Raw genomic sequence first — 24,323 nt, 5'->3', positions numbered from 1 at the left:
ATTTAAGTCATGAAAAATTCAATGAAAAATAATCGGATCATCCTAGTTATCGGGTTGCTTTTTACGGTTGCTAGTTGTAAAATCTCTAAAGATGTACAGGTCCCCAAACCGGAATTGCCGATTGCCTTCAATGAGGAGGCGGCAAAAGACACTGGGGGTATAGGTACTCTGCCATGGAAAAACTTTTTCCCAGACAAAGTATTACAGGTACTGATCGACAGCACCCTGAAAAAAAACTTTGACATGAGTATCGCGCTTAAAAACATAGAAGAAGCGCACCAAGTTGTAAGACAATCAAAGTGGAACAATGTGCCTGTTCTTGACTTCAATGCCACGGCCAACACCATTAATCCGTCGAAATACAGCCTCAACGGTATGACCGCCAGCCAGTTTTTAGGCTCCAATCATATCGAGGATTATTCTGCCGGCGCAACTCTCTCTTGGGAAGCTGATATCTGGGGAAGGATACGCAATACTAATAAATCGGCTCTTGCTGCCTATCTGCAAAGTGATGAAGCAAGAAAAATCTTGCAGACTGATCTTGTTACCAGCGTGTCCAAAGGTTATTTCAACCTGCTCATGCTGGACGAACAGCTGCGGGTCGCAAAGCGTAACATGGCGTTAAATGACAGTACATTGCACATAGTAAGCGTGCAATATAATGCCGGGCAGGTTACCTCCCTGGCTGTTCAGCAGGCGCAAGCGCAGCAACTTACAGCGGCAGAGCTTATTCCGCAACTTGAACAAGAGATTGCATTGCAGGAAAATGCGCTGCATATCCTTGCTGGCCAACTGCCAGGGAGCATCCACCGTCACGCCATCCTCGATGAAATCAAGTTTCCTGACGAGCTTTCAGTGGGTGTTCAGTCAGCTATGGTCCGCCGGAGGCCAGACGTCAGGAGCCGTGAGTTAGACTTAGTCATCGCGAATGCGAAAGTAGGAATCAATAAGGCTCAAATGTATCCTGCACTTCGGATTACTGCCAGTGGCGGTGTTAATGCACTGAAAGCAAGTGATTGGTTCAATATTCCCGGCTCACTCTTCGGCATTGTAGGGGCAAGTGTCCTACAGCCATTGCTTCAGCATAAGGAATTAAGTACACAGTATAAATTAGCCGATATGGAGCGGGAGAAAACAGTTATCCTTTTCCGGCAAACCGTAGTAAAAGCAATTGGTGAGGTATCCGATGCGATGGTAAGGATCGAAAAATTAAAACACCAGCACCTTATTGCGGCTAAACGTGTTGCAACGCTTAAGCAAGCGACTGCAAATGCCAATTCGCTTTTTCAAAATGGTATGGCAAACTACCTGGAGGTAATTACAGCACAGGGAAACGCACTCCAAAGTGAGCTTGATTTGGCTTCTGTCAAGAGGCAGGAATTATCTGCTATAGCTGATCTGTATCGCAGCTTGGGCGGCGGTACAGATTGATCGGGATGGAGTTGGTCGACATTTATTATTCAACTATAAAATTAAAGTATTATGATACACGAAGAATTAAGAAAACATACTACGGTAGCTCATCAGCAATTGGAAAAACTGGTAATATCTCAACTAAAGACTATCCGCAATAAAGAAGACTACGCGAGTCTTCTGAAAATCTTTTATGCTTATTTCAACTGCCTGGAGCAGGCCATAAGGCCTTATATCTCGGATGAAGTGCTACCGGACTATGCTGAGCGCAGACACGCGATCAGCCTTGCGAACGACATCAAAGGCCTGGGAGAAATACTAACGGGGCTACCGGAAGTGACCGTTCCCCCCATTGACAATACAGTTAAAGCGTTCGGCGCGCTGTATGTAATGGAAGGTTCTATAATGGGTGGTACAATTATCATCCAGATGCTGGCTCGGTGTGGGGTGACAGATGGTATTTCGTTCTTTAGGGGATATGGTTCAGAAACCGGCGCTAAATGGGCATCCTTTGTTTCAGTGCTCGACCGATATATTAATGAAGATTCCGAGCAAGAAGCCATAGAGGCGGCAAACCAAACTTTCTCACATTTTACAAATGTTTTCCTGCAATAGGAAAACAGGGACTGACAATTAGGTTAGTCCTAACTTTCATCACCCTTAAATTGATAACATAATGGAAAGGTCTTACTGATCGTTAAAAAAACTAAAATGGTAATTATATACCGTACAAATATTAATAGTAGAAGTCAGTTTCTGGCTGTAACCCGCCTGCTTAGTAATCTGTTTCAGGATCTGTGCATCAATATTGATCTTGAGGACAGCGAAAAGGTATTGCGGCTAGAAGGTAAGGAAATCGTAAGTGACAAGGTTATATATTTGTCATTATTAAAGGTTGAGGGAGAATGGAAGATAATTTCCAAAGTGTTTAACCTTTACTGGCCTTAACTAATAAGATGACCGGATTCCGAAATTTCTGATTTGGTTGACAGCCCTGGGGATTATTCCGTATGTGGCCACCTCTTTCGCGGAACGTGGCCTCATATTACGGCCCAAAATGATCAGTTGATTTCGTTGAAAAATGGTCAGTCGGCTTATTTTAAGCCGTTTTTAGCCTCAAGAAAAGCACTATGGAATGATACCTCATTTCGGTCATAAAAATTAATTAGCCTGCCTTTAATTGCGTTTCATTGCAAAATTCTGAAGCCAATCCATGAAGACTTCTTCAGGTACATAGATTTATCAAAAACTGAGGTCACGATCTCCTCTCAGGTCACAAAAATAGCCTTTGAAACTATCCGTCATCAGTCAAGACGCTAAAAATAAAAGAGCTCTTCTAAAAAATGGATAAGGGTGAATTTTCGGGATTTGAATATATTTGGTCTAAAGGCAAAGATAACTCCCGAAATTAAAGGCAGAAGTTCGGGTGCACAGTTTGGCCCGAAATGAAGTGTCTACTATCTGCGAAATATACACGCAAGCGACTGATTAATATGTTGATATGTTCTTTAAAACAAAGAAATGGATGTCGCATCCACGCACATCCCTTTTCTAACCAAATAAAGACATGTCACTTTTAAATGGAAGGGTATCTCTCTTTTATAAGAGCCATATCAGCGCCAACTTTAATGTCGAGTATCTTGGCATAATGTTGAGTGGTTTGAATATTAGTATGTCCCAGCATTTTTGAGACACTTTCTATAGGAATTCCATTTAACAGGGTGACGGTTGTTGCAAATGTATGCCTGGCAATGTGGAAGGTAATTGGTTTCTTGATGCCACAGAAATCTGCAATCTCTTTAAGATAGCTATTCATTTTCTGATTGCTTGAAACTGGAAATAGCATTCCGGTATTTAAGCAGGTCGGGTTATCGCGATATGAATTTAGAAGGGCAGAGGCTACTGGAAGCAAAGGAATGCGAGATGGAGTATTGGTTTTTTGCCTTTTTATGGAGATCCATTTGTCGCCATCTACGCCAGTTACAACATTGCAGCTTTTTAGATTTTTAACATCTATATAGGCGAGGCCTGTAAAGCAGCAAAATAAAAAGATATCTCTTACCTGTTCCAGTCTCTCCGACGCAAGTTCCTTATTGGCCATGCTCTCTATTTCCTGTTCGGTTAAGTAAACGCGCTCCACCTTTTTAATCTTGTTTTTATACCGTGCAAATGGATCAACCACAAGCCATCCGTTAGAAAGGCAAATGCGAATAATCTTACCGAAGTTTTTCAAGTATTTCACAGCTGAATTGTTAGCGCATTTTCGGACGGATCGCAAATAAAAATCGTATTCAGTTATAAAATCGAAGTTAACTTTTCTGATGTCGATGTCGCTAATCTTATACTTCCATTGTAAGAATTCAACAGTATGTTTTAAAGATGTCCTGTAACGCTCAGCTGTGCCCTTAGAGAACTCTCTTCCTACAAGTGCTTCCATCTTTTGGTTGTGGTCTTTAAAAATGTCAATTAAGGTGCGTTGCTTCGCTACCTTGCCCTGGAACTGATCTCTTAATTTCTCGGCGGTGATGGTGTCATCTTTTTCAGTTAATTGCCGATGTGCTTCGAATACTTTGTTTTGGAGATCGTCCAGGTAAGCATTCAAGGATTTCACCTCATCTTTTTTGCCATTGCAGCGGCCTGAAGTTGTGTTCCATTGTAGAGGATCACAGCATCGGCCAGTGGTTATTTCACAACGTTTTCCATCCACGGTAATCCGAAGATAAATAGGGGCGTTGCCTGATTGATAATTCTTTTGCTTCTTCATATAGAAGAGTAAGCTGAAATTGGTTTTCATAATGCATTACATTAATGGTTAACAAATTTAGCTTTGCAGGTACTTTTTCACAAGATGTTCGTTGATTAAACATGTTGATTATCAGTCTGATGTGTTCGATTCGGTGAGTCATTTTCATTTTCCAAATTACTCACCGAATCACTCACTTATGAGATGAGAATTGATACATATTTTGGCATGTCCTAAAAAGCAAAAAGCCTGCTAATCATACGATTTGCAGGCTTTTTGTTGGTTTTGACACCTTTTTGGCGGAGAGTGGGGGATTCGAACCCGCGGACCCTTTGACAAGTCAACAGTTTTCAAGACTGCCGCAATCGACCACTCTGCCAACTCTCCGCGACAAAAGTACAAATACGACTTGATTTTGCAAATTCAGATTTAGATAATTCTGGTTAAAAGTGATAACGTGCTAAAAATGAGTGAGAAAAATTTATCTTTTCCCTAGTTTATCCTCTATTGGAGCCGCTTTTTTGAATAAATTGAAGTTAGGTCTGATGATTTTTACACTCCTTTTCGACAGATCTACGCTTGCATTTAGCTCAAATCCTACCAAAAGTATCAGAGAATTTAAATAAAGCCAGATCATAATAACGATAAGTGTACCGATAGAACCATAAACTTTATTGTATGAACTGAAGTTATTAATGTAAAAAGAGAAACCCCATACAGAGATAAAGGCGAGTATAGTAGCCAGCCACGAACCGGCACTGAAAAACTTCCATTTCTTGGCATGAGCCGGTCCGTATCTGTAAAGGATAGAAATCGTTACAAAATATAATATTCCTAACAGTGCCCATCTGGTAAGCTGGATAGCAAATGTTGTAAAACTCGCCTTAATGTTAAGTGTGGTTTCAATACGGTTTAATGCAATTTCACCAATTGCCATTGCTATAATACAAGTAATTACAGAAAAAGCAATCACAAGGGTTAGTAAAACGGCAATTAAGCGTTGTTTTACCCAGCTACGTGTTTCAATGATCAACGATGATTTATTAAAAGCCATCATTAGATTATGCACCCCATTAGTTGCAAAAAATAACGATAAAATAAATCCGAACGACAGCAAACCACTGTTCTGCTTATGTACAATTTCATCAAGCGTAGTGCTAAAAGCTTTATAAGCATCTTCTGGCAAAACCAAAATAATCAGGTTCATCAGTTGATCTTGAAAACCGATTTTCTTGGGTATAAAGGGGATCAGTGTAAATAAGAAGATGATGGCAGGGAAAATGGCCAGCATAAAATTATATGCCAGTGAAGAAGCCTTATTCACTAGAGAGTCTTTGCCAATCTCTTTAAAAAAGAATGTGGCAACAGTATAAATTGGTAGCGGACTAAAACCAGGCAAAACACAAACTTTTGTCCAGCTAATAAACATGGAATAAAGCCTGATTTTTAAAAGTTGCTTATGAACCCACTCCATCTATCAAATTTAATTAAAAAATACCCTTAACTTCTCCATAAAATTTTCTGGAGGAGAGCAAGGTTTGTTTTTTGCCATATCCACAAACACCAGCGTAGTTGTTCCAATGTTAATAAGTTCACCAGCCGGATTAGATAATTCATATTTAAAATGGATCCTCACACCGGGAAGGTCGTGGATCGTAGTTTTAATTGTGATTTCCTGATCATATAAAGCTGGCTTTATATATTTACAGTTAAGCTCTAAAACAGGCATCATTACACCCGCACTTTCCATTCCAACATAATCCATGCCCAAACTTCTTAGCATCTCTACACGCGCAACTTCGTAGTACTCGGCATAATTTCCGTAATAAACATATCCCATTTGGTCCGTTTCGCCGTATCTAACCCTTATTTTGGTAGTATGAGTATACATTATTTAAAAATATTGCGTTGGTTTAAGGCATCTCTATATTTTTTAGCGTTCCTTTCGTGCTCCTGAACTGTTACCGCAAAGTTATGGTAGCCGGAAAAATCTTCCTTGGCACACATGTAAATATAATTGTTATTATCACGGTTTAATACAGCGTCAATAGCATTAATACTAGGCATCATGATGGGCCCTGGAGGTAAACCGGCATATTTATAAGTATTGTATTTTGATTGTATACTTAAAAGCGAATTGGTAACACGTTTAACTGTAAAGTCGTTATTGGCAAAAATAACGGTTGGATCTGCCTGAAGCAATATACCTTTATTTAAGCGGTTTAAATACAGACCTGCAATAATAGGCATTTCTTTGTCGTATAAAGCTTCGGCATCAACGATGGAAGCTAATATAGAAACCTGAATAGGAGTTAGGTTTAACGATGCTGCTTTTTGTTTGCGATCAGCATTCCAGAATTTATCATATTCAGCATGCATTCTGTCAAAGAACTCCGAAGCAGTAACATTCCAATACATTTCGTAAGTGTTAGGAATGAACATCACATAGCTGTTATCTTTATTAAAACCATACTTTTCAAGCAAAGACGCAGAGTCGAGCAGATTTATAAAAGTTAAAGAATCTGGTTCAAGGTTTCTTGAGAGATAGCCGGCAAAGTTTTCTTTTTGCCTTAAGTTTTGAAACTTAAGTTTTACAGGATCCTGATTGCCCGACTTCAGCATATTAATAATGCTGCGGTTATTCATACCTTTTGCCAGTTTATAGCGCCCTGGTTTTAAAGAACGTGCAAGCTGCATTTTTCCGGAAGCTTCACTAAAAGAACCTATATCGGTTAGCATATCTTTTAGTTTAATCTCTTTATAAAGGTCGTCGATATTGTAACCTGTTCTTATATACAGGTATTTTTCGTTGCCCGTAACATTTGGTGCAAAGTATACTTTATATAATTTAAGTCCATAAAAGCCCCCGGCAATTAAAACAAGCAATAGTAAGCCTAATATTATTTTGGTATTCTTTTTAAGACCTGTTTTATTTTCTTCGTTTGACATATATAAATGATAGTGTGATTAATTTTTATTAGATAATGTAATGTTTACTGGTGTTCCAATTTTTACTTTAGTTACCGAATCTGTTGCAAGTGGGTCCTGTTTTATGATTACAGCATTGGCAGAATCCGTCACAACCCCCTCATATGTAACTGTTCCAAGGTTTAACATCGCGCCATTTCTCAATGCAAACAATGCCTCATCCTTAGTTAAGCCGATAAGAGTTGGAATGTCTACTTCTTCATTTCCTTTTCCGTCGCCCAATAAAAAGTCAATTCTTGACCCTTTCGGTACCATTTCCCCAACTTTAATGGGCTGATTTCCAAAAGAAACTTCCAAAACAACATCTCTGCTCACATCCGGTTTATAAGTAGTGTCCCCAAGTTTCAGACCAAAACTTTCAATTATTGCCTGGGCTTGTCTTAATGATTTATATACGACATCCGGAAATTTAACATTTGGAGCCTTATTCATGCTCACAGTCAGGTAAATTGTTCTGTTGTCTTTTACAAAAGTATTAGGGTTTGGATCCTGATCTATTACTGTTCCCGGAGGGGTATCCATAATATAAACAGAATCGACCTCATAACGTAAACCCAACTGTTCAAGCTTACTAACCGCTTGTGTAAATGATAGTCCTTTAACTGATGGTACATTTAAACCCTGGCCATGTTTGGTGTAATACCTTAAACTAAAGAATGCGGTAAATAAGATTACTGCAACAGTAATTATAGCAGCAATAAGATTGTTCCTAAATGAATTTGTTTTTAAATAAGATATGAATTTGCCCATGCGTTTTTCTCTTCTGAAGGTATAGCGTCCAAATTTAGATTAAAATAATATTTTATTGGAATTAAAATGACATCTGCACCAACTAATTTATATTTGTGCCTTAGCTGACCTGGTCACTTTGCTTAGTTAGATCGCTCGGACAGTTGTTGACCAACGATAGTAAGTTATGTATACATTATAACTCATAACGCGTATACATATAATAGATGTATTAGAATTTAAAAAATTATACAGATGAAGAAAACAATAGCATTGCTAACCGGAGGTACCACTGGCGAATGGGTAGTCTCCGTTAAAAGTGCCGCAACAATAGCACAGAATTTAGATACCAGTAAATTCGATGTTTATAAAATTATGCTTACCCAGCAAGGCTGGTTTTATGAGCCTGCAGATTCTGTGAAAATAGAGGTTGACCGTAACGATTTTTCTCTTACCATAAAAGGAAGAAAAATAATGTTCGAAGGGGTATTTATAGCTATACACGGCTCCCCGGGCGAAGATGGCAAGCTACAAGGGTATTTTGATATGCTTAATATTCCGTATACAACATGTGATGCGCTTACATCGGCCATTACCATGAACAAAGGTTATACAAAGGCCGTTGTACAAAATATAGATCAATTGAATGTTGCTAAATCTGCTCAGATCTTTAAGAATGTACCTTACGATTTAATTCAACTAAAAAAAGACCTTAAATTACCATACTTTGTTAAACCAAATAACGGCGGCAGTAGCATCGGCATGAGTAAGGTTAGCCATGGCAATGATTTGGAAGCAGCTCTTGAGAAAGCTTTTCATGAGGATAACCAAATTTTGATAGAAGAGTTTATATCAGGCAGAGAGTTTACCGTTGGTGTAGTAAAACTTGATGGCAAAATAAAGGTGTTGCCTATTACAGAGGTAGAAACGGCAAAAGAGTTTTTTGATTTTGAAGCTAAATATACTCCTGGAGTAGCCACAGAAACAACCCCTGCAGCGGTTAAACCGGCAACAAGAGACAGAGTGGCAAAAATAGCAGAAGCTGTTTATGTGAAGTTGAATTGCAGGGGGGTAGTACGTATAGATTTTATACTTACAGAAGATGAAGGTGATTTTTACTTCATTGAGATAAATACCATTCCCGGACAAACTTCAACCAGCTTTATTCCTCAACAAGTTGCAGCAATGGGAATGAAGTTAAATGATTTTTATACTAAGCTCATTAAGGAAACGATAGGGTAGCATTTAACATGAAAATGCATTTTCATCATGACAATTAAATATTTGCTGGATAATAATTTTAAACCATCTCTTTATAAAAAGGGAGATGTAATTTATGAGCCTGGAGCTCATCCCAGGGCAGTATATTTTATAAAGAGTGGCAAGGTGAGAATGGTAACCGTAAATGATGATGGCAAAGAATTTATACAAGGCATCTTTAAAGCCAACGAGTATTTCGGAGAACCTGCATTATTGGTTAATAAATCTTATCTGGCCTACACAATCGCCACTCAGGATTCGGAAATTATAGTGGTAAAAGGAGAGGACTTTCTTAAAATGCTAAAGGAACATCCTGATTTTAGTATGAAGCTTATTCAGACCCTGAGCCATCGTTTGTTTTATAAGTCAATGATGCTCGAAGAACTGGCAAATGAACATGCAGAACACAGAATAAGAACGCTTATTGCTTACCTGTTTAAAGATGTAGAACATAGTCAGGAGCTAAAGGTAACCCGGCAGCAGCTCGCAGACATGAGCGGGCTACGAGTGGAAACGGTAATCCGTATCATCAAAAAACTTTCAGATCAGAAGGAATTGAAACTGCTTAGGGGTAAAATCATTAGAATTTAAGTATGATCTGGATCATAAATTAACTGTTTTATCTGTCGTATTTTTGTGTCATAATATTAAAGTTATGAAACCAATATCAAAAATACAGGCAGTTGTGGAGTGTAAATGTCCAAGATGTAGAAAAGGCCCAATATTTTCTGGTAAGCTTTATGCTTTTAAGGGCCAGACAACTAATGAATATTGTCCCGTTTGTAACCTTCGTTTTGAAAGGGAACCTGGCTTTTTTTATGTAGCAATGTTCATTAGTTATGCTATGAATGTTGCTGAAATGATTACCATCGCGGTAGCAGCTTATATACTGGGCGTAGATCTTACTTACGAGAACCTTTGGATATATGTTGCCATTATTATGGTTGGTGTATTTCTATTTGCTCCGTTTAATTACCGCTATTCAAGAGTGTTTTTATTGCACTGGCTTACACCTGGCCTGGGGTATGTTCCGGATTTGAAACACCAGGCATAAGGTTCAATATTTTCATAGCACAAGCCGTCATCTTGACGATAGGAGTGATGACGGCTTGTGCTGCCGTTAGATTTATAACGCAGTTAGACTTTTATAGTCTTCCATTTTCCTATTTTGAATAGAATATAACCTGCTATTGCAATACCTGTTTCGGCAACCGGAATGGCAATAAATACGCCTGTCGGGCCCATTTCTAAATATTTAGCAAGGAAGTAACCCAAAGGAATCTGGAACAGCCAGAAGCCAAAAAGATTAACCCATGTAGGCGTCCAGGTATCTCCGGCACCGTTAAAGGTGCTGATCAGAACCATGCCAATACCATAAAAGATATATCCAAGACTCATAATCTGAAGCGCATTTTTCGCAACCTCCTGTATTAAAACATCATTGCTGAAAAATGATATAAAATAGCGTCCAACGCCAAAGGTTAACACCATAACAAATAGCATATAAATCACCACATATTTTGCAGTTTTCATTACAGATTGCTCTGCCCGGTCAATATGTTTTGCGCCCAGATTCTGGCCAACCAGCGTTGCAGCAGCATTGCTCATTCCCCATGCCGGAAGCATAAAGAACATCATAAGCCTTAACGCAGTTTGATAACCTGCTGATCCATGATCTCCACCTGTTGTGGCTACAAGCTGCGCCAAAAATATCCAGCTGCACGATGCAATAACAAATTGGAAAATACCAGGAGTAGCAATTTTTAATAAAGCTTTTATCTGTTCAAAATGAGGCCTGAAATAGGATAACTTTATTTTTAAAAGGCTTTTGCCACTTACAAGGTGATAAACCTGATAGCACACACCAATGCCGCGCCCGATACTTGTAGCCATTGCTGCGCCTGTTAATCCAAATGCAGGGATTGGGCCAAAACCATTAATTAAAACAGGGCATAGAATGATATTGGCAATATTGGCAATCCATAAGCTTTTCATGGCTATAGCCGCATTACCAGCACCTCTGAATATCCCGTTAATAAGGAATAACAAAACAATAATAATACTGCCGCCCATCATAATGCGCATAAATGTTGTGCCTTGCGCTGCAGTTTCGGCCGATGCACCCATTAATAATAAAATGTCGGTTGCGTAAATAAGTCCCGCAATGCTAATGATCAGGTTAAACGCAACTGCAATTATTATTGCCTGCATTCCAGCTTTTGAGGCAGCAACCGGATCTTTCTCACCAATCCTTCTGGCTACCACAGCCGTTGCAGCCATGCTCATTCCAATGGCAAGTGAGTAGATAACGGTCAGTACAGATTCTGTGAGCCCTACTGTTTGTATTGCATGACTGCTGTTGTGTAAATGTCCTACAAAGTAAAGGTCTACCAATGCAAAAACAGATTCCATAGCCATTTCCAGCATCATAGGAATGGCCAGTAAAATAACAGCTTTACGAATGCTACCTTGGGTAAAATCGAGATCTTCGCCTTTAAGGGCCTGTTTTATAAGTGTAAAAATTTGAGATAGCTTGCCTAATGAAGCTGTTTTTTGTTCTAACATGGGGTAAGGGAAAAAGTAATAAATAAACCGCGACCAGCTAGAAAAGCTGTGTCAGTATTTTGTCGAATAGGTGGAGCCCTTGGTCTTTAGGACCTCAAACGGACTGCAAATACTTTCATCGTAATGCGGTTGAGTTAGAAAACAAATATATATAATTTACAATTACAATTCTATATTTTTTTGTGCTGAATTATTATGAGTCCACGTTAAGTCCACATTTTTACAGAAAAAAGGCGGACTTATTATGGTCGGATTATTTATTGAATATGGATTTACATTAAATGTTTATAAGTCAAGTATTAAATGCTGTATGCCTTTATCATTTCTTCATTTACTTTACAGCCCTTTCCGGTGGTGGTGTCAATCATCACATAATCAAACCAGCCATCAGAAGCAATTTTACCTGTTCTTTTATTTTCAATTTCGAACTGTACACGGCAACCTTTTTCATTGATTGTTAAAATTCCGGTGCGGATAGCAATTATATCGCCCAAAATAAGCGGACGTTTAAAGTCAACAAGTGCGGTACGTACCACCCAGCCAAAGCCACTATTTAAAAAAGATTCCATTGGCATTTTATAAAATTCAGCCATTTGATCATAACGGGCAGCAAGCACATAGTCAAAGTATTTGCTATTATGGACATGGTTAAACATATCGATATCATCAGGACGTACTTTTAGCTCACTTTCAAATATACTGTATTGGTTTTTTTCCATAAATAAGTCGTAACAGCCACAAAAATAAGGTTTAGTAATGGCCAATTTTCTCGTCGAGCCAAAATTTTACGCATACTTGTTAATCTTTAAAACTTACACTATCTTTGCACCCAATTAATTAATCATTTAAACTTTAGTATCATTCAAGAATGTATTTAAGTAAAGAAAAGAAAGCTGAAATCTTTAAACAGCATGGTGAAGTAGAAACTAATACAGGTTCTGCTGAAGGTCAGGTAGCGTTATTTACATACCGCATTGCACATTTAACTGAGCACTTAAAGAAAAATCGTAAAGATTATTCTACTCAGTTATCACTACAAAAATTAGTAGGTAAACGCCGTGGTATTTTGGCATATCTATTTAAAAAAGATATTGAGCGCTATCGTGCTATCATCAAGACTTTAGGTCTAAGGGATATCATCAAATAGAACTACTTATATCAAGAAAAGCCATTCTTTAGGGATGGCTTTTTTAATTTCTTGATATTATTATCTTAACTTGCAAAGAAAATAATATATATAAATCCGGTGTGTGAAAAGAGGAAAACACACCACAACAATTTTTAAATGAATGTAATAAAAAAATCGTTCGACTTGGGCGATGGAAGAACAATCGAAATTGAAACAGGAAAATTAGCTAAACAAGCTGATGGTTCGGTGGTAGTTAAAATGGGCGATACCATGCTTTTGGCAACTGTAGTTTCTACAGTAGGCGCTAAGGCTGGTGTTGATTTTTTACCTTTATCTGTTGATTATCAGGAGAAATACGCTGCCGCAGGCCGTATCCCTGGAGGTTTTCTTCGTCGCGAGGCAAGATTATCTGATTATGAAGTTTTAATTTCACGTTTAGTAGATCGCGCTTTGCGCCCGATGTTCCCTGAAGATTATCACTCTGATACTCAGGTAATGATCTCATTGATCTCTTCTGATAAAAATATAATGCCAGACTGTTTAGCTGGTTTAGCTGCTTCGGCTGCCATTGCGGTTTCAGATATTCCGTTTAACGGACCAATCTCTGAAGTACGTGTAGCTAAAATTGATGGCAAACTGGTAATTAACCCTTACGTGAGCGATTTAGAGCGTGCATCATTGGAATTCCTTGTTGCAGGTACTGAAAAAGACATCGTAATGGTTGAAGGTGAGTGTGATGAGATTTCTGAAACTGAAATGGTTGAGGCCATTGAATTTGCTCATAAAGCAATCGTTATCCAGGTTCAGGCTCAAAAAGAACTTGCTGAACTTGTAGGTAAAACTGTAAAACGTGAGTATTCTCATGAAGACAGTAACCCTGAATTAAAAGAGCAGGTTTATGCTGCTACTTACGACAAGGTTTATGCTGTAGCTAAAAGCAACACAAGCAAAGGTGAGCGTGGTGATGCATTTGGTACGATCTTAATGGACTTCATAGCTACATTGGGAGAAGATATTGATGATGTAACCGGTTTCCTTGCTAAAAAATATTTCCACGATGTACAATATGATGCTATCCGTAACCTGGTTTTAGATGAAGGAATTCGTTTAGACGGTCGTGACGTACGTACAGTACGCCCAATCTGGAGTGAAATAGGTTACTTGCCTTCAGCTCACGGTTCTGCAGTATTTACACGTGGTGAAACACAATCATTAACTACCGTTACTTTAGGATCTAAAGATGATGAGCAAATGATTGATGGTGCGTTCATCAATGGATACAACAAATTCCTATTGCACTATAATTTCCCAGGTTTCTCAACTGGCGAGGTTCGTCCTAACAGAGGTGCTGGTCGTCGTGAAATTGGTCATGGTAACCTGGCTATGCGTTCTTTAAAGAAAGTGTTGCCTGGATTGGAAGAAAATCCTTATACCATCCGTATCGTTTCTGATATCTTGGAATCTAACGGTTCTTCGTCAATGGCAACTGTTTGTGCTGGTACATTAGCACTTATGGATGCCGGTATTAAAATCAAAGCTCCGGTATCGGGTATTGCAATGGGTTTAATTACTGATGAGAAAACTGGTAAATATGCAATCCTTTCTGATATCTTAGGTGATGAAGATCACTTAGGTGATATGGACTTTAAAGTAACCGGTACTGAAAAAGGTATTGTTGCTTGTCAAATGGACTTAAAAATCAATGGCTTGAAATGGGAAGTGTTAACAAACGCTTTAATTCAGGCTAAAGAGGCTCGTTTGCATATCTTAAATGAGATGAAGAAAACAATTTCTGCACCTCGCGAAGATTATAAAGACCATGCTCCACGTATTGTTTCTTTAAGTATTGATAAAGAATTTATTGGTGCTGTAATAGGGCCAGGCGGTAAAATTATTCAGGAAATGCAACGTGAAACTGGCGCTTCTATCTCTATCGAAGAGGTTGGAAACAAAGGTATCGTTGAAATCTTTGCTGATAACAAAGCTGCAATTGATGCTGCTGTTACCCGTATCAATGCAATAGCTGCTAAACCGGAAATAGGTGCAACTTACAGTGGTAAGGTAAAATCTATTATGCCATTTGGTGCATTTGTAGAGATTATGCCAGGTAAAGATGGTTTACTTCACATTTCTGAAATTGACTGGACTCGTTTAGAAACAATGGACGGTGTGTTTAAAGAAGGTGATAAAGTTGAAGTGAAACTTTTGGATGTTGATAAACAAGGTAAAATGAAACTTTCTAGAAAAGCTTTATTGCCTCGTCCACCAAAAGCAGAAGCTGCTCCAGCTGAAAATAAGCCGGCTTAATCCAAAGGTAGGTCTGTCAGCCGAGGGTAAATCCTTCGGTTTGTCGCTTCTTATATACTCAAAACCCTGCAAATCGCGGGGTTTTTTGGTATAAGATGGGTTATTTCTTTATATTTACAATTGTGAACCAGCTATAAATTAAAAACACCTTTCTCATGAAACACCTTATTGCTCCCTCTTTACTTTCCGCTGATTTTGCTAACCTTCAACGTGATATTGAAATGGTTAATTCGAGTGAGGCAGACTGGTTTCATGTAGATGTGATGGATGGTGTGTTTGTACCAAATATATCTTTTGGTTTTCCAGTAATGGAAGCAATAAAAAGATATGCTACAAAGCCTTTGGATGTTCACCTTATGATTGTTAATCCTGATCAGTATATTGAGCGTTTTGCAGCTGCAGGCGCATCAGTAATAACGGTGCATTACGAAGCTTGTACACACTTGCATAGAACGATTCAGGCAATTCATGCCACTGGTTGCAAGGCGGGTGTTGCAATTAACCCTCATACTCCTGTGGGCTTACTTAAAGATGTTTTGGCAGATCTGGATCTGGTGCTTGTTATGTCAGTGAATCCGGGTTTTGGTGGCCAAAAGTTTATTCCTAATACGCTAAATAAACTAAGGGAGTTAAAAGCTATGGCCTCAGTTGTTAATCCTGATCTGCTCATAGAAGTTGATGGCGGGGTAGGGATAAAGAACCTGGCCGATCTGATTCAGGCGGGTGCAAGCGTTTTTGTTGCAGGAAATGCCATTTTTGCTGCTCCTTCTCCATCGGTCATGATCTCTGAATTAAAACAACTTGATGCACAATTGAAATCATCATAAGCTCACAGCTTTGTAACATAAATGTATAGACTTTGCCTGCTGCTCTCAGTTTTACTATTTGGTTTTACGTATGTAAATGCACAACCTCTTGTAAAAGTGTCAGGACTAATTACAGATGATCTGAAGAGCCCATTGTCTATGGTAACCATTAGCGTTGTTGGACAAAACCAGTCGACCGCATCTGATGACAAGGGGAGTTATAATATTTATTCAAGTACCACCTCTTTTACATTGAAATACAGTCTGTTAGGTTATAAATCTGTTTTGGTTGAGTTTAAATATGGTAAGGCCGGCAGGATTATTCAAAATGTTTCATTAACACGGAATATAAACGAACTGGAGCAGGTTACCATTACCACAAAACAAAATCAGCTTCGTAACAGCACCACTATTAATATTGCAGATATTGCTTCTATACCCTCAGTTTCGGGTAATTTTGAAGTGGTTCTTAAAACATTACCGGGGGTATCTACTAATAATGAATTGAGCGCTCAGTATAGCGTTAGGGGAGGTAATTTTGATGAAAACCTGGTATATGTAAATGATGTTGAAATTAGCCGGCCTGTGCTGATCAGAAATGGACAGCAGGAGGGTTTGAGTTTTATTAACAGTGATTTGTTAAGCTCTGCCAAGTTCTCTACAGGTGGCTTTGAATCCAGATATGGTGATAAATTATCATCAGTACTGGATGTGAAATATGATCGGCCGGATAGTAGTGAGGCCGTATTGAACCTTGGTATGCTGGGAGCCGGTTTTAGTTCTAAGATTTTAAACAAAAACAGCTATCTGCTTGCAGGATTGAGGTATAAGAATAATACAAGTATATTAAACAGACAAGATAATAAAGGGAGCTATGCGCCTAATTTTACCGATGCGCAATTGATTTATCATCAAAATGTTTCGTCTAAAATGAGTGTTGATTTTTTAGGGAGTTTTAATAGTGGGATCTTTAAATTAATACCCGAAAGCAGAGAAACCCAATTTGGAACATTAAGTACTGTGATGCGCTTGCAAACAGACTACAGCGGAAAGGAAATTGATGATTATCAGACAGCAGGAGGGGCCATAACCTTTGCCTTTTACCCTAAATCGAATCTGGTTATAAAGTGGATAAACAGTTATTTTAATACCCTTGAAAGAGAAAGAATAGACATAGAGGGGAGATATGTGTTTGATGAGGTTAACAATACCTTTGCAGATGGAAACTTTGGCGCTGTTAGGATCAACAAAGGCGTAGGGAAGTATATCAATTATGCCCGCAATAACCTGGAGTCAGAAAACCTCAGTTCGGAGGTAAAGGTAGATCAGGATTATGAAAACCATACGTTTTCATTGGGCTTAAGGTTTGAGCGCAAGAAATATAACGATAATTTAAATGAATATAGTCTTATAGATTCGGCAGGATATATACAACAGGGAGGGTTAAATAATTTCTATCAGGACAACCTTATTAATGTTAGAAATGACCTGGCAATTCAATACTACAGCGCTTATATTCAGGATAGTTACACCTTGTCAGTCAACTCAACCCTTCAGCTTGGTGTAAGGGGTAATTATAATACTTTAAGTAAGCAATTTCTCCTTAGCCCCAGGTTGCTTTTGGCTTACAGGCCATCGAGCAATAATAAAATTTTCAGATTTACTGCCGGAGTATATCAGCAGGCTCCCGACTACAGGAGCATCAGGGATTTTAATGGAATTCTTAATTTAAATCAGCAGGCACAAAGGTCATACAATACATCGGCAGGTTTGGACTATGCATTTGATGGTCTGGGAACACGTCTAAAGTTTACTTCTGAGCTTTATTTTAAATATCAGGACAGGCTTATTCCTTATATGATGGATAATGTAAGGGTAAAGTATCTTGCCGGAGAGTTGGCAAAAGGCTATATCTATGGAGCAGACCTGAGCATTGGCGGTGAGTTTGTAAAGGATCTGGTGTCTTATTTCAGAATGTCTTTAATGAAGGCTAATCAGAATATCTTCAATGATGAGCGGGGTTATTTAAAAAGGCCAACAGATCAGAGAATTAATTTCTCAGTTTATTTTCAGGATAGATTGCTGAACAGCCCTACCTATAAAGTACATTTAAATATGATGTATGGTTCTAAATTGCCGGTAGGAGCACCTCTTACACGTCGTTATTCTGATAATTTTAATATCCCTGCTTATAAGCGTGTGGATATTGGATTTTCTAAAGATTTTTTAGACGATGCCGGACTAAAAAAACCGAGGTTACTGGATAAATATTTTAGTTCGTTTTCTGCTCATTTAGAGGTATTTAATTTGTTAAATATTAACAATACGGTTTCATATTTATGGCTTAAGGATGTAGATAACGTACAATATGCTATTCCTAATTATTTAACTGGCAGGCAACTAAATTTGAAATTGATTATAAAGTTCAAGAATTCGAAATAATAAATAATATAAAACTGTTACATTTACAAGCATTAAAAATCACTATAAAAATGAGACACAATTTCGGCGCAGGCCCCTGTATTTTACCTCAGGAAGTATTTAAGCAAGCAGCACAAGCAGTTCTAGATTTTAAGGATGGTTTATCCATTCTGGAGATCTCTCATCGCACATCTGAATTTGAAGGTGTGGTAGCAGAAACAGAAAAATTAGTTAAGGAATTATTAAATGTACCTTCCGGATATTCTGTTTTATTTTTACAAGGCGGTGCTAGTTTGCAGTTTGCAATGGTTCCAATGAACTTATTACCTGAAGGAAAAACTGCCAGTTATCTGGAAACAGGCGTTTGGGCAAACAAGGCTATTAAAGAAGTATCTACTTTTGGTAAAGCAAACATTGTTGCTTCTTCAAAAGAATCAAACTTTACCTTTATTCCTAAAGATTATAGTATTCCAGAAGACAGTGCTTATTTCCACTTCACTTCTAACAATACTATTTACGGAACAGAAATGTTCAGCGTACCTAAAACCAGTATCCCTGTAGTTTGCGATATGTCTTCGGATATCATGAGCAGGGTTATTGATGTTTCCCAATATGATTTGATCTATGCAGGAGCTCAAAAAAATATCGGTCCGGCTGGTTTAACAGTAGTAATTGTTAAAGATGAGATCTTAGGTAAATCAGGCAGAAAGGTACCTTCTATGCTTGACTATAAAGTGCATATCGATGGTGGTTCTATGTATAACACTCCTCCGGTATTTTCTATATATGTAGCGATGCTTAACTTAAGATGGTTAAAATCTAAAGGAGGCGTTGCTGAAATTGAAAAAGAAAATATAGCAAAAGCCAGAGCTTTATATACTGAGATTGACAGAAACCCTTTGTTTAAAGGAACTTGTGCTGTTGAAGATCGCTCTAGAATGAATGTTTGTTTTGTAATGGAAAACCCAGAGCTTGAAAAACCATTCTTGAAATATGCTGAAGAAAATGGAATTGAAGGTATTAAAGGACATAGAAGTGTTGGTGGTTTTAGAGCCTCTATATACAACGCGCTTCCAATTACAAGTGTTCATGCACTAGTTGAATTAATGCAGAATTTTGCTGAAAAACACACCAATTAAAATAAAAATTAATGATTAAGATACTTGCAAACGATGGGATAGATCCTATCGGTAAAGCGTTATTAGAAAAAGCGGGTTTTGTTGTTGATACTGAAACTGTTCCTCAGGATCAATTGGTTGAAGCTTTAAAAAACTATGATGGTATTACAGTTAGAAGTGCCACCAAATTACGTAAAGAATTGATTGATCAGGTACCTAACATTAAACTGATTGGCAGAGGCGGTGTAGGTATGGATAACATTGATGTTGAATATGCCCGCAGCAAGGGTGTTGCAGTGGTAAATACACCTGCAGCTTCTTCGTTATCTGTTGCTGAACTGGTATTTGCACATTTGTTTACCGGTATTCGTTTCTTACAGGATTCAAACAGAAAAATGCCTGTTGAAGGAGCTACTAAATTCAATGCTTTGAAAAAAGCATATGCTGGTGGTGTTGAGCTTCAAGGTAAAACCATGGGGATCATCGGTTTCGGTCGTATTGGCCGTGAAACTGCTAAGGTTGCTCTTAGGTTAGGTATGAACGTATTGGCTTATGACCTTTACCCTGCTGAAGGTACTTTGCCATTGACTTTCCAGGGTGGTGTTTCTGTTGAGATCCCTTTCAAAACAGTATCATTGGATGAGGTAATTGCAAACAGTGATTTCATTAGTTTACATACTCCATTCGCAGATAAACCTATTTTAGGTGCAGAAGAGTTTGCTAAAATGAAACAAGGTGTTGGTGTGGTGAACTGCTCAAGAGGCGGTACCATTGACGAGGAGGCATTAGTTGCTGCTTTAGACAGTGGTAAAGTATCTTTCGCTGGTTTAGATGTGTTTGATGACGAACCTACACCAAGAGCTTCTATTTTACAACATGCTAAAATCTCTTTAACCCCTCATATTGGAGCTGCTACAAATGAAGCGCAGGAACGTATAGGTGTTGAACTTGCTTCATTGATTATTGAGCATTTTAATAAGTAAGATTAGTGGTCAAAGCTATTTTTTTATATAGCTTTGACCATTATTCATAATCAAGTATGCCTCTTATAAAGCCTTTCTGCGCGCTTAAACCTGCAGTGGATTTGCAATCGCTGGTTGTAACCAGGCCGCTTGAGAATTATAGCACGGGTCAGGCAAGGCTAATTGCTTCAGAAAACAGGTGTACTTTTCTTCATCTGATTAATCCTGAACTCGATAATCCATATCTAAGGGGAACAAGGGAGGAGCTGGTTTATAAAAAGATCAGTGAGAATCTTGAAGGGTTCCTTGAACATCAATTTCTTATTAAGCAGGATAAACCTGCTATTTACATTTACCGAGTAAAACACAATGATCTGGTGCAAACAGGCATTTGGACACTTACTCATATTAAAGATTATTTGGAGGGGAGGATAAAGAAGCATGAGTCGACCGTAGAGCGCAGGGAGAGGCTTCTGGCAGATTATCTGCAGCAAACCGGACTAGATGCTAACCCTGTATTAATTACCTACCACCCTGATCAGATTATTGATTCCATTACAGACAAATACACCGGGCTTAAAGCTGACCTTGATTTTACATTTGCGGATGGTACGACACATCAGGTATGGGCTGTTACTGATAATCCGGATCTGAATGACCTGGTTACTGCCTTTTATGATATTCCCTTTGTATACATTGCTGATGGCCACCATAGAGCAGCATCAATGGCAAAGATGGGTTTGCATAAGCAAGCTTTAAATAAAGAACGTCATACCGGAACTGAAGGGTATAACTATTTTACCTCAGTTTATATGAATACCAGAGAGGTTAAAATACTGGAATTTAACAGACTGGTTAGAGATCTTGGTGACCTGGAGCCTCAATTATTGATTGGGTTGTTAAAACAGTCGTTTTTAGTACAGGAGTCGCCAGATGTTGTTAAACCGAATCAATTACATAAGATTGGGATGTATTTTGATGAAAAATGGTATGTGCTTGAGCCAAAGAAAGAAATCTATGATGAAAATGACCCTGTTAATGCGCTTGATGTGAGTATTCTACAGAATCATATTCTTGCCCCTATATTAAATATAAAAGATCCCAGGACTGATGCCCGAATTACTTTTGAGGGTGGGGGAACTGCCATTTCTGAACTCCAGCTTAAGGTTGATAATGGCCTTTATGTGTTGGCTTTTACCTTGTTTCCTGTCTCGATAGATCAGGTCATTTCGGTGGCAGATGTGAATGGGGTAATGCCTCCAAAATCAACCTGGGTTGAACCGAAATTTCTGGTAGGGCTATTAACCAATTACTTTAATTAAGCGACTGGGTTAAAACCCAGTACTTATAGCCTAATATTGCCTTTTGAAACGTAGTTAGTTTTAACGGGTCTTTTTTATACAGACTTGGCAAAATTGCTTTATTTATTTTTACAAGAATTTTAAAGACTTTTTTCATCATGCTTTTTTAAGTTTTTTGTAGAATAAATAACACGCTACAAATAAAGTAAGCGCCAGAAACATAACTATATAATTCGTGATTTGTTTTTCTTTATTTGCAGCAGCAAAATCTTTTTTTAGCTGCAGGTTCTGATCTTGTAGCTTTTTTATTGATGTTTTGTAGTTCTCGATTCTATCGTTGGTACTGCTGGCTTCATTTTTAACACGCTTAACTTCTTCATCTTTGTAGTCCATGAGTATTTTAAGCTCTTTAAAGACATTGTTGTCATTTAAAACTATCTGACGCAGTATTTCATTTGAATTTTTTATATCACCTTTAGTTTGCAGGCCAAATATTCCTGTTTTGGTATCCAAGCTTTGATCGTACTGGCCAAATTTGGCACTTCTTTCTTTAAGGAGCGCATTTACTTTTAGTCTTTGTGTTTGATAAGCACTTGTATCCGTCTGAAATGTTGCGGCTTGTAATGATGTGTTAATAAAGAAAATAATAAACAATACGTTTTTGATCATGTTTAAATGTTTTTAAGGGACAAGCAAACTCCATGCCTGATGGGAAATGCATTTTTAAGGATGAAATTCGATTCTGATAATGTCGTTAAGGTGTAAACCTAATAATCCGCTGGCCTTTCCTTTGTTAATGGCAATTTCAAGATGGTTACTGATTCCAAACAGGCACAATTTTTCACCTTCAGGCACTTCATTATAATGCCAGCTCAACTGCGTAATGGTTTCACTTTTTCTGAAATACAAGGTGAAGTCGCGGTTACGCTGAATTTTTGTAAAAAGATCTTTTGTGATGTTGGTTATAACATTGCAGAAGGTGTCAATATAGATTACGCTGCCCCTAATGATGTCGCGTTCAATAACCGGATTTAACAACATTCTTTCTTCAATACTTTCTGTTGGTACACCGATGTCCCTAAGCTTCGCACCTTTGGCAAGCTGCGTTGCAGCTTTAACAAAAATATCAACCAGGGGAAAGTGAAGATATTTGAGGTCCTGCATAATATTTAACTCCACAATCTCTTCGGGCTTCTCGTTAAAAAGTAATGAGAAAATTCCGTTATCGGCACCTACAAAGAAATGATCTTTATGTCTTAGTGCAATATATTTTGTGTTTTCGCTAAATACAGAATCAATACCAATAAGGTGAACCGTGCCCTTGGGGAAGTAAGGGTATACGTTCTTTAAAACGAATGCAGCGTGGGAAATATTAAAAGATGGCACTTCATGAGTTACGTCAACAATGTTAGCTGTAGGCAGGATACTCAGGATACTACCCTTAAGGGCAGCCTGATAGAAATCTTTAGAACCTAAATCTGTTGTTAAAGTAATAATGGCCATTAAAAATTGAATATTTATTCTTAATCTTGCGTAGGTGGTAAAACGCGTACAAATATTCAACTTTTAAATCAAAATATACACTCCAATCTAAAAAACAATATTTTGAACGAACTAAAATTAACATTAGAATCGGTAGATCCGGTACAATTTTGGGGTGCTAATAACGAGCATTATGAGCTGGTTAAAAGTGCTTTTCCAAAATTAAAGATTGTGGCAAGAGGAAACGAAGTAAAGGTATTAGGTGACGAACAGGAACTTAAGGTTTTTGAAAAGAAGTATGGTCAACTGATTAGTCAGTTAGAGAAGTATAGCTCTTTAACTGCGAATGATGTAGAATCTATTTTGGTTTCAAAGAAAATACAGTCGGCCGACGAGCCCGCTGCTGAAAAAACCAGCAACGGGGGAGGTGGAGAAGTCATTGTGTTTGGTACCAATGGTTTAATGGTGAAAGCCAGGACCGCCAATCAGCGGAAGATGGTTGAGAGTATTAATAAAAATGATGTGCTCTTTGCTATCGGACCTGCCGGGACCGGAAAAACTTACACAGCCGTTGCCCTTGCAGTAAGAGCATTAAAAAACAAAGAAATCAAGCGTATCATCTTAACCAGACCTGCTGTTGAGGCAGGAGAGAATCTTGGGTTTTTACCCGGCGATTTGAAGGAAAAGGTTGATCCTTATTTACGCCCATTGTATGATGCACTGGACGATATGATCCCTGCCGAAAAACTTAAATTATATATTGAAAACAGGACTATCGAGATTGCCCCACTTGCTTTTATGCGTGGAAGGACACTTGATAACTGTTTTGTAATTTTGGATGAGGCACAGAACTCCACTGATTTACAATTGAAAATGTTTTTGACCCGTATGGGGCCATCAGCAAAATTCATTGTAACGGGCGATATAACTCAAATAGATTTACCGAAAAAGCAGATGTCGGGTTTACATAACGCGCTGCGTATTCTTGAAGATATACCAGGTATTGATATTATTTATTTAACAGGTGAAGATGTGGTAAGACACAAACTGGTTAAAAGAATATTGAAAGCCTATGGTGATATTCAGTAATTTTAAATAA

23 protein-coding genes and 1 tRNA gene are annotated in these 24,323 nt (G+C 38.2%); 14 read left to right on the top strand and 10 right to left on the bottom strand.

Annotated elements, in window-relative coordinates; genetic code table 11:
* The first annotated feature begins 9 nt into the window (after window positions 1-9).
* The 3 genes from AC1DDK_RS09335 (at window position 10) to AC1DDK_RS09325 (ending at window position 2,361) form a co-directional block, all read left to right on the top strand.
* Window positions 10-1,431, top strand: coding sequence for a TolC family protein (locus AC1DDK_RS09335; protein ID WP_337714911.1), 1,422 nt, complete (start codon window positions 10-12; stop codon window positions 1,429-1,431).
* Window positions 1,432-1,482: 51 nt separating this feature from the next.
* Window positions 1,483-2,028, top strand: coding sequence for a biliverdin-producing heme oxygenase (locus AC1DDK_RS09330; RefSeq protein WP_288879977.1), 546 nt, complete (start codon window positions 1,483-1,485; stop codon window positions 2,026-2,028).
* A gap of 96 nt (window positions 2,029-2,124) precedes the next feature.
* Window positions 2,125-2,361, top strand: coding sequence for a hypothetical protein (locus tag AC1DDK_RS09325; protein WP_288879975.1), 237 nt, complete (start codon window positions 2,125-2,127; stop codon window positions 2,359-2,361).
* A 628-nt stretch (window positions 2,362-2,989) separates the two neighbouring features.
* Here the strand turns inward: AC1DDK_RS09325 and AC1DDK_RS09320 are convergent.
* The 6 genes from AC1DDK_RS09320 to AC1DDK_RS09295 form a co-directional block, all read right to left on the bottom strand.
* Window positions 2,990-4,207 (bottom strand): site-specific integrase, encoded by a 1,218-nt coding sequence (locus AC1DDK_RS09320; protein WP_337714909.1) that lies wholly within the window; start codon window positions 4,205-4,207, stop codon window positions 2,990-2,992.
* A 246-nt stretch (window positions 4,208-4,453) separates the two neighbouring features.
* Window positions 4,454-4,543: transfer RNA gene (locus tag AC1DDK_RS09315), tRNA-Ser, on the bottom strand.
* A 94-nt stretch (window positions 4,544-4,637) separates the two neighbouring features.
* Window positions 4,638-5,630 carry a YihY/virulence factor BrkB family protein gene (locus AC1DDK_RS09310; protein ID WP_172663356.1) on the bottom strand — a complete coding sequence of 331 codons (993 nt, stop codon included), beginning with the start codon at window positions 5,628-5,630 and terminating at the stop codon, window positions 4,638-4,640.
* A gap of 9 nt (window positions 5,631-5,639) precedes the next feature.
* On the bottom strand, window positions 5,640-6,047 hold the full coding sequence (locus AC1DDK_RS09305; RefSeq protein WP_172663355.1) for an acyl-CoA thioesterase: 408 nt from the start codon (window positions 6,045-6,047) through the stop codon (window positions 5,640-5,642).
* Window positions 6,047-7,105, bottom strand: coding sequence for an endolytic transglycosylase MltG (mltG, locus tag AC1DDK_RS09300; protein WP_172663354.1), 1,059 nt, complete (start codon window positions 7,103-7,105; stop codon window positions 6,047-6,049). The genes AC1DDK_RS09305 and mltG overlap by 1 nt, the downstream gene beginning before the upstream one ends.
* An 18-nt stretch (window positions 7,106-7,123) precedes the next feature.
* Window positions 7,124-7,894 carry a PASTA domain-containing protein gene (locus tag AC1DDK_RS09295; RefSeq protein WP_172663353.1) on the bottom strand — a complete coding sequence of 257 codons (771 nt, stop codon included), beginning with the start codon at window positions 7,892-7,894 and terminating at the stop codon, window positions 7,124-7,126.
* Window positions 7,895-8,128: 234 nt separating this feature from the next.
* On the opposite strand from AC1DDK_RS09295, the gene AC1DDK_RS09290 reads away from it, so the two are divergent.
* The 3 genes from AC1DDK_RS09290 to AC1DDK_RS09280 all read left to right on the top strand — a co-directional run bounded on the left by AC1DDK_RS09290 (window position 8,129) and on the right by AC1DDK_RS09280 (window position 10,187).
* Window positions 8,129-9,115: a D-alanine--D-alanine ligase gene (locus tag AC1DDK_RS09290; protein ID WP_172663352.1), complete on the top strand. Its 987-nt coding sequence runs from the start codon at window positions 8,129-8,131 to the stop codon at window positions 9,113-9,115.
* A 27-nt stretch (window positions 9,116-9,142) separates the two neighbouring features.
* Window positions 9,143-9,724, top strand: coding sequence for a Crp/Fnr family transcriptional regulator (locus tag AC1DDK_RS09285; RefSeq protein ID WP_288883822.1), 582 nt, complete (start codon window positions 9,143-9,145; stop codon window positions 9,722-9,724).
* Window positions 9,725-9,788: 64 nt separating this feature from the next.
* Window positions 9,789-10,187, top strand: coding sequence for a DUF983 domain-containing protein (locus tag AC1DDK_RS09280; protein WP_172663350.1), 399 nt, complete (start codon window positions 9,789-9,791; stop codon window positions 10,185-10,187).
* Window positions 10,188-10,270: 83 nt separating this feature from the next.
* Here AC1DDK_RS09280 and AC1DDK_RS09275 read toward each other — a convergent pair whose 3' ends face one another.
* Together AC1DDK_RS09275 and AC1DDK_RS09270 are read right to left on the bottom strand one after the other, a co-directional pair.
* Complete coding sequence (locus tag AC1DDK_RS09275; protein WP_288883821.1) at window positions 10,271-11,698, bottom strand: MATE family efflux transporter; 1,428 nt, start codon at window positions 11,696-11,698, stop codon at window positions 10,271-10,273.
* Window positions 11,699-11,997: 299 nt separating this feature from the next.
* A complete protein-coding gene (locus AC1DDK_RS09270) occupies window positions 11,998-12,417 on the bottom strand; it encodes an acyl-CoA thioesterase (RefSeq protein ID WP_172663348.1) in 420 nt (139 codons plus the stop codon).
* Between the two features lie 149 nt (window positions 12,418-12,566).
* Here AC1DDK_RS09270 and rpsO point away from each other — a divergent pair, with 149 nt between their 5' ends.
* The 7 genes from rpsO to AC1DDK_RS09235 all read left to right on the top strand — a co-directional run bounded on the left by rpsO (window position 12,567) and on the right by AC1DDK_RS09235 (window position 21,763).
* Window positions 12,567-12,845: a 30S ribosomal protein S15 gene (gene rpsO / locus AC1DDK_RS09265; protein ID WP_099438653.1), complete on the top strand. Its 279-nt coding sequence runs from the start codon at window positions 12,567-12,569 to the stop codon at window positions 12,843-12,845.
* A gap of 138 nt (window positions 12,846-12,983) precedes the next feature.
* Window positions 12,984-15,134, top strand: coding sequence for a polyribonucleotide nucleotidyltransferase (pnp, locus tag AC1DDK_RS09260; RefSeq protein WP_172663347.1), 2,151 nt, complete (start codon window positions 12,984-12,986; stop codon window positions 15,132-15,134).
* 155 nt (window positions 15,135-15,289) lie between these two features.
* Window positions 15,290-15,961 carry a ribulose-phosphate 3-epimerase gene (gene rpe / locus AC1DDK_RS09255; RefSeq protein ID WP_172663346.1) on the top strand — a complete coding sequence of 224 codons (672 nt, stop codon included), beginning with the start codon at window positions 15,290-15,292 and terminating at the stop codon, window positions 15,959-15,961.
* Window positions 15,962-15,982: 21 nt separating this feature from the next.
* Window positions 15,983-18,382 (top strand): TonB-dependent receptor, encoded by a 2,400-nt coding sequence (locus tag AC1DDK_RS09250; protein ID WP_337714907.1) that lies wholly within the window; start codon window positions 15,983-15,985, stop codon window positions 18,380-18,382.
* Window positions 18,383-18,432: 50 nt separating this feature from the next.
* Entirely contained in the window at window positions 18,433-19,500 is a 1,068-nt protein-coding gene (gene serC, locus AC1DDK_RS09245) for a 3-phosphoserine/phosphohydroxythreonine transaminase (RefSeq protein ID WP_172663344.1), read from the top strand.
* An 11-nt stretch (window positions 19,501-19,511) separates the two neighbouring features.
* Window positions 19,512-20,462, top strand: a complete 951-nt coding sequence (locus AC1DDK_RS09240) for a D-2-hydroxyacid dehydrogenase (protein WP_172663343.1) — start codon at window positions 19,512-19,514, stop codon at window positions 20,460-20,462.
* Window positions 20,463-20,518: 56 nt separating this feature from the next.
* Window positions 20,519-21,763, top strand: a complete 1,245-nt coding sequence (locus AC1DDK_RS09235; protein WP_337714905.1) for a DUF1015 domain-containing protein — start codon at window positions 20,519-20,521, stop codon at window positions 21,761-21,763.
* A 135-nt stretch (window positions 21,764-21,898) separates the two neighbouring features.
* Here the strand turns inward: AC1DDK_RS09235 and AC1DDK_RS09230 are convergent, their stop codons facing one another.
* Both AC1DDK_RS09230 and AC1DDK_RS09225 read right to left on the bottom strand, forming a co-directional pair.
* The gene (locus tag AC1DDK_RS09230) at window positions 21,899-22,411 is read right to left on the bottom strand and encodes a hypothetical protein (protein WP_172663341.1); all 513 of its coding nucleotides are present in this window, start codon (window positions 22,409-22,411) and stop codon (window positions 21,899-21,901) included.
* A gap of 54 nt (window positions 22,412-22,465) precedes the next feature.
* Window positions 22,466-23,245: an SAM hydrolase/SAM-dependent halogenase family protein gene (locus AC1DDK_RS09225; RefSeq protein ID WP_172663340.1), complete on the bottom strand. Its 780-nt coding sequence runs from the start codon at window positions 23,243-23,245 to the stop codon at window positions 22,466-22,468.
* 102 nt (window positions 23,246-23,347) lie between these two features.
* Here AC1DDK_RS09225 and AC1DDK_RS09220 point away from each other — a divergent pair, with 102 nt between their 5' ends.
* Window positions 23,348-24,313 (top strand): PhoH family protein, encoded by a 966-nt coding sequence (locus AC1DDK_RS09220; protein WP_172663339.1) that lies wholly within the window; start codon window positions 23,348-23,350, stop codon window positions 24,311-24,313.
* Window positions 24,314-24,323: the final 10 nt, after the last annotated feature.

It is taken from the genome of Pedobacter sp. 05T44, assembly GCF_056395985.1.
The sequence above is the reverse complement of the archived record's forward strand: the minus strand, read 5'-3'. Positions and strand labels throughout refer to the sequence as shown.

Bases quoted from the DNA above. Each gene is read 5' to 3' on its own strand.
- AC1DDK_RS09235 (WP_337714905.1), top strand. From the start codon at position 20,519: ATGCCTCTTATAAAGCCTTTCTGCGCGCTTAAACCTGCAGTGGATTTG.
- rpe (WP_172663346.1), top strand. From the start codon at position 15,290: ATGAAACACCTTATTGCTCCCTCTTTACTTTCCGCTGATTTTGCTAAC.
- AC1DDK_RS09325 (WP_288879975.1), top strand. From the start codon at position 2,125: ATGGTAATTATATACCGTACAAATATTAATAGTAGAAGTCAGTTTCTG.
- mltG (WP_172663354.1), bottom strand. From the start codon at position 7,105: ATGTCAAACGAAGAAAATAAAACAGGTCTTAAAAAGAATACCAAAATA.
- AC1DDK_RS09250 (WP_337714907.1), top strand. From the start codon at position 15,983: ATGTATAGACTTTGCCTGCTGCTCTCAGTTTTACTATTTGGTTTTACG.
- AC1DDK_RS09285 (WP_288883822.1), top strand. From the start codon at position 9,143: ATGACAATTAAATATTTGCTGGATAATAATTTTAAACCATCTCTTTAT.
- AC1DDK_RS09310 (WP_172663356.1), bottom strand. From the start codon at position 5,630: ATGGAGTGGGTTCATAAGCAACTTTTAAAAATCAGGCTTTATTCCATG.
- AC1DDK_RS09275 (WP_288883821.1), bottom strand. From the start codon at position 11,698: ATGTTAGAACAAAAAACAGCTTCATTAGGCAAGCTATCTCAAATTTTT.
- AC1DDK_RS09230 (WP_172663341.1), bottom strand. From the start codon at position 22,411: ATGATCAAAAACGTATTGTTTATTATTTTCTTTATTAACACATCATTA.
- AC1DDK_RS09305 (WP_172663355.1), bottom strand. From the start codon at position 6,047: ATGTATACTCATACTACCAAAATAAGGGTTAGATACGGCGAAACGGAC.
- AC1DDK_RS09335 (WP_337714911.1), top strand. From the start codon at position 10: ATGAAAAATTCAATGAAAAATAATCGGATCATCCTAGTTATCGGGTTG.
- rpsO (WP_099438653.1), top strand. From the start codon at position 12,567: ATGTATTTAAGTAAAGAAAAGAAAGCTGAAATCTTTAAACAGCATGGT.
- pnp (WP_172663347.1), top strand. From the start codon at position 12,984: ATGAATGTAATAAAAAAATCGTTCGACTTGGGCGATGGAAGAACAATC.
- AC1DDK_RS09225 (WP_172663340.1), bottom strand. From the start codon at position 23,245: ATGGCCATTATTACTTTAACAACAGATTTAGGTTCTAAAGATTTCTAT.
- AC1DDK_RS09295 (WP_172663353.1), bottom strand. From the start codon at position 7,894: ATGGGCAAATTCATATCTTATTTAAAAACAAATTCATTTAGGAACAAT.
- AC1DDK_RS09290 (WP_172663352.1), top strand. From the start codon at position 8,129: ATGAAGAAAACAATAGCATTGCTAACCGGAGGTACCACTGGCGAATGG.
- AC1DDK_RS09320 (WP_337714909.1), bottom strand. From the start codon at position 4,207: ATGAAAACCAATTTCAGCTTACTCTTCTATATGAAGAAGCAAAAGAAT.
- AC1DDK_RS09330 (WP_288879977.1), top strand. From the start codon at position 1,483: ATGATACACGAAGAATTAAGAAAACATACTACGGTAGCTCATCAGCAA.
- AC1DDK_RS09270 (WP_172663348.1), bottom strand. From the start codon at position 12,417: ATGGAAAAAAACCAATACAGTATATTTGAAAGTGAGCTAAAAGTACGT.
- AC1DDK_RS09280 (WP_172663350.1), top strand. From the start codon at position 9,789: ATGAAACCAATATCAAAAATACAGGCAGTTGTGGAGTGTAAATGTCCA.
- AC1DDK_RS09240 (WP_172663343.1), top strand. From the start codon at position 19,512: ATGATTAAGATACTTGCAAACGATGGGATAGATCCTATCGGTAAAGCG.
- serC (WP_172663344.1), top strand. From the start codon at position 18,433: ATGAGACACAATTTCGGCGCAGGCCCCTGTATTTTACCTCAGGAAGTA.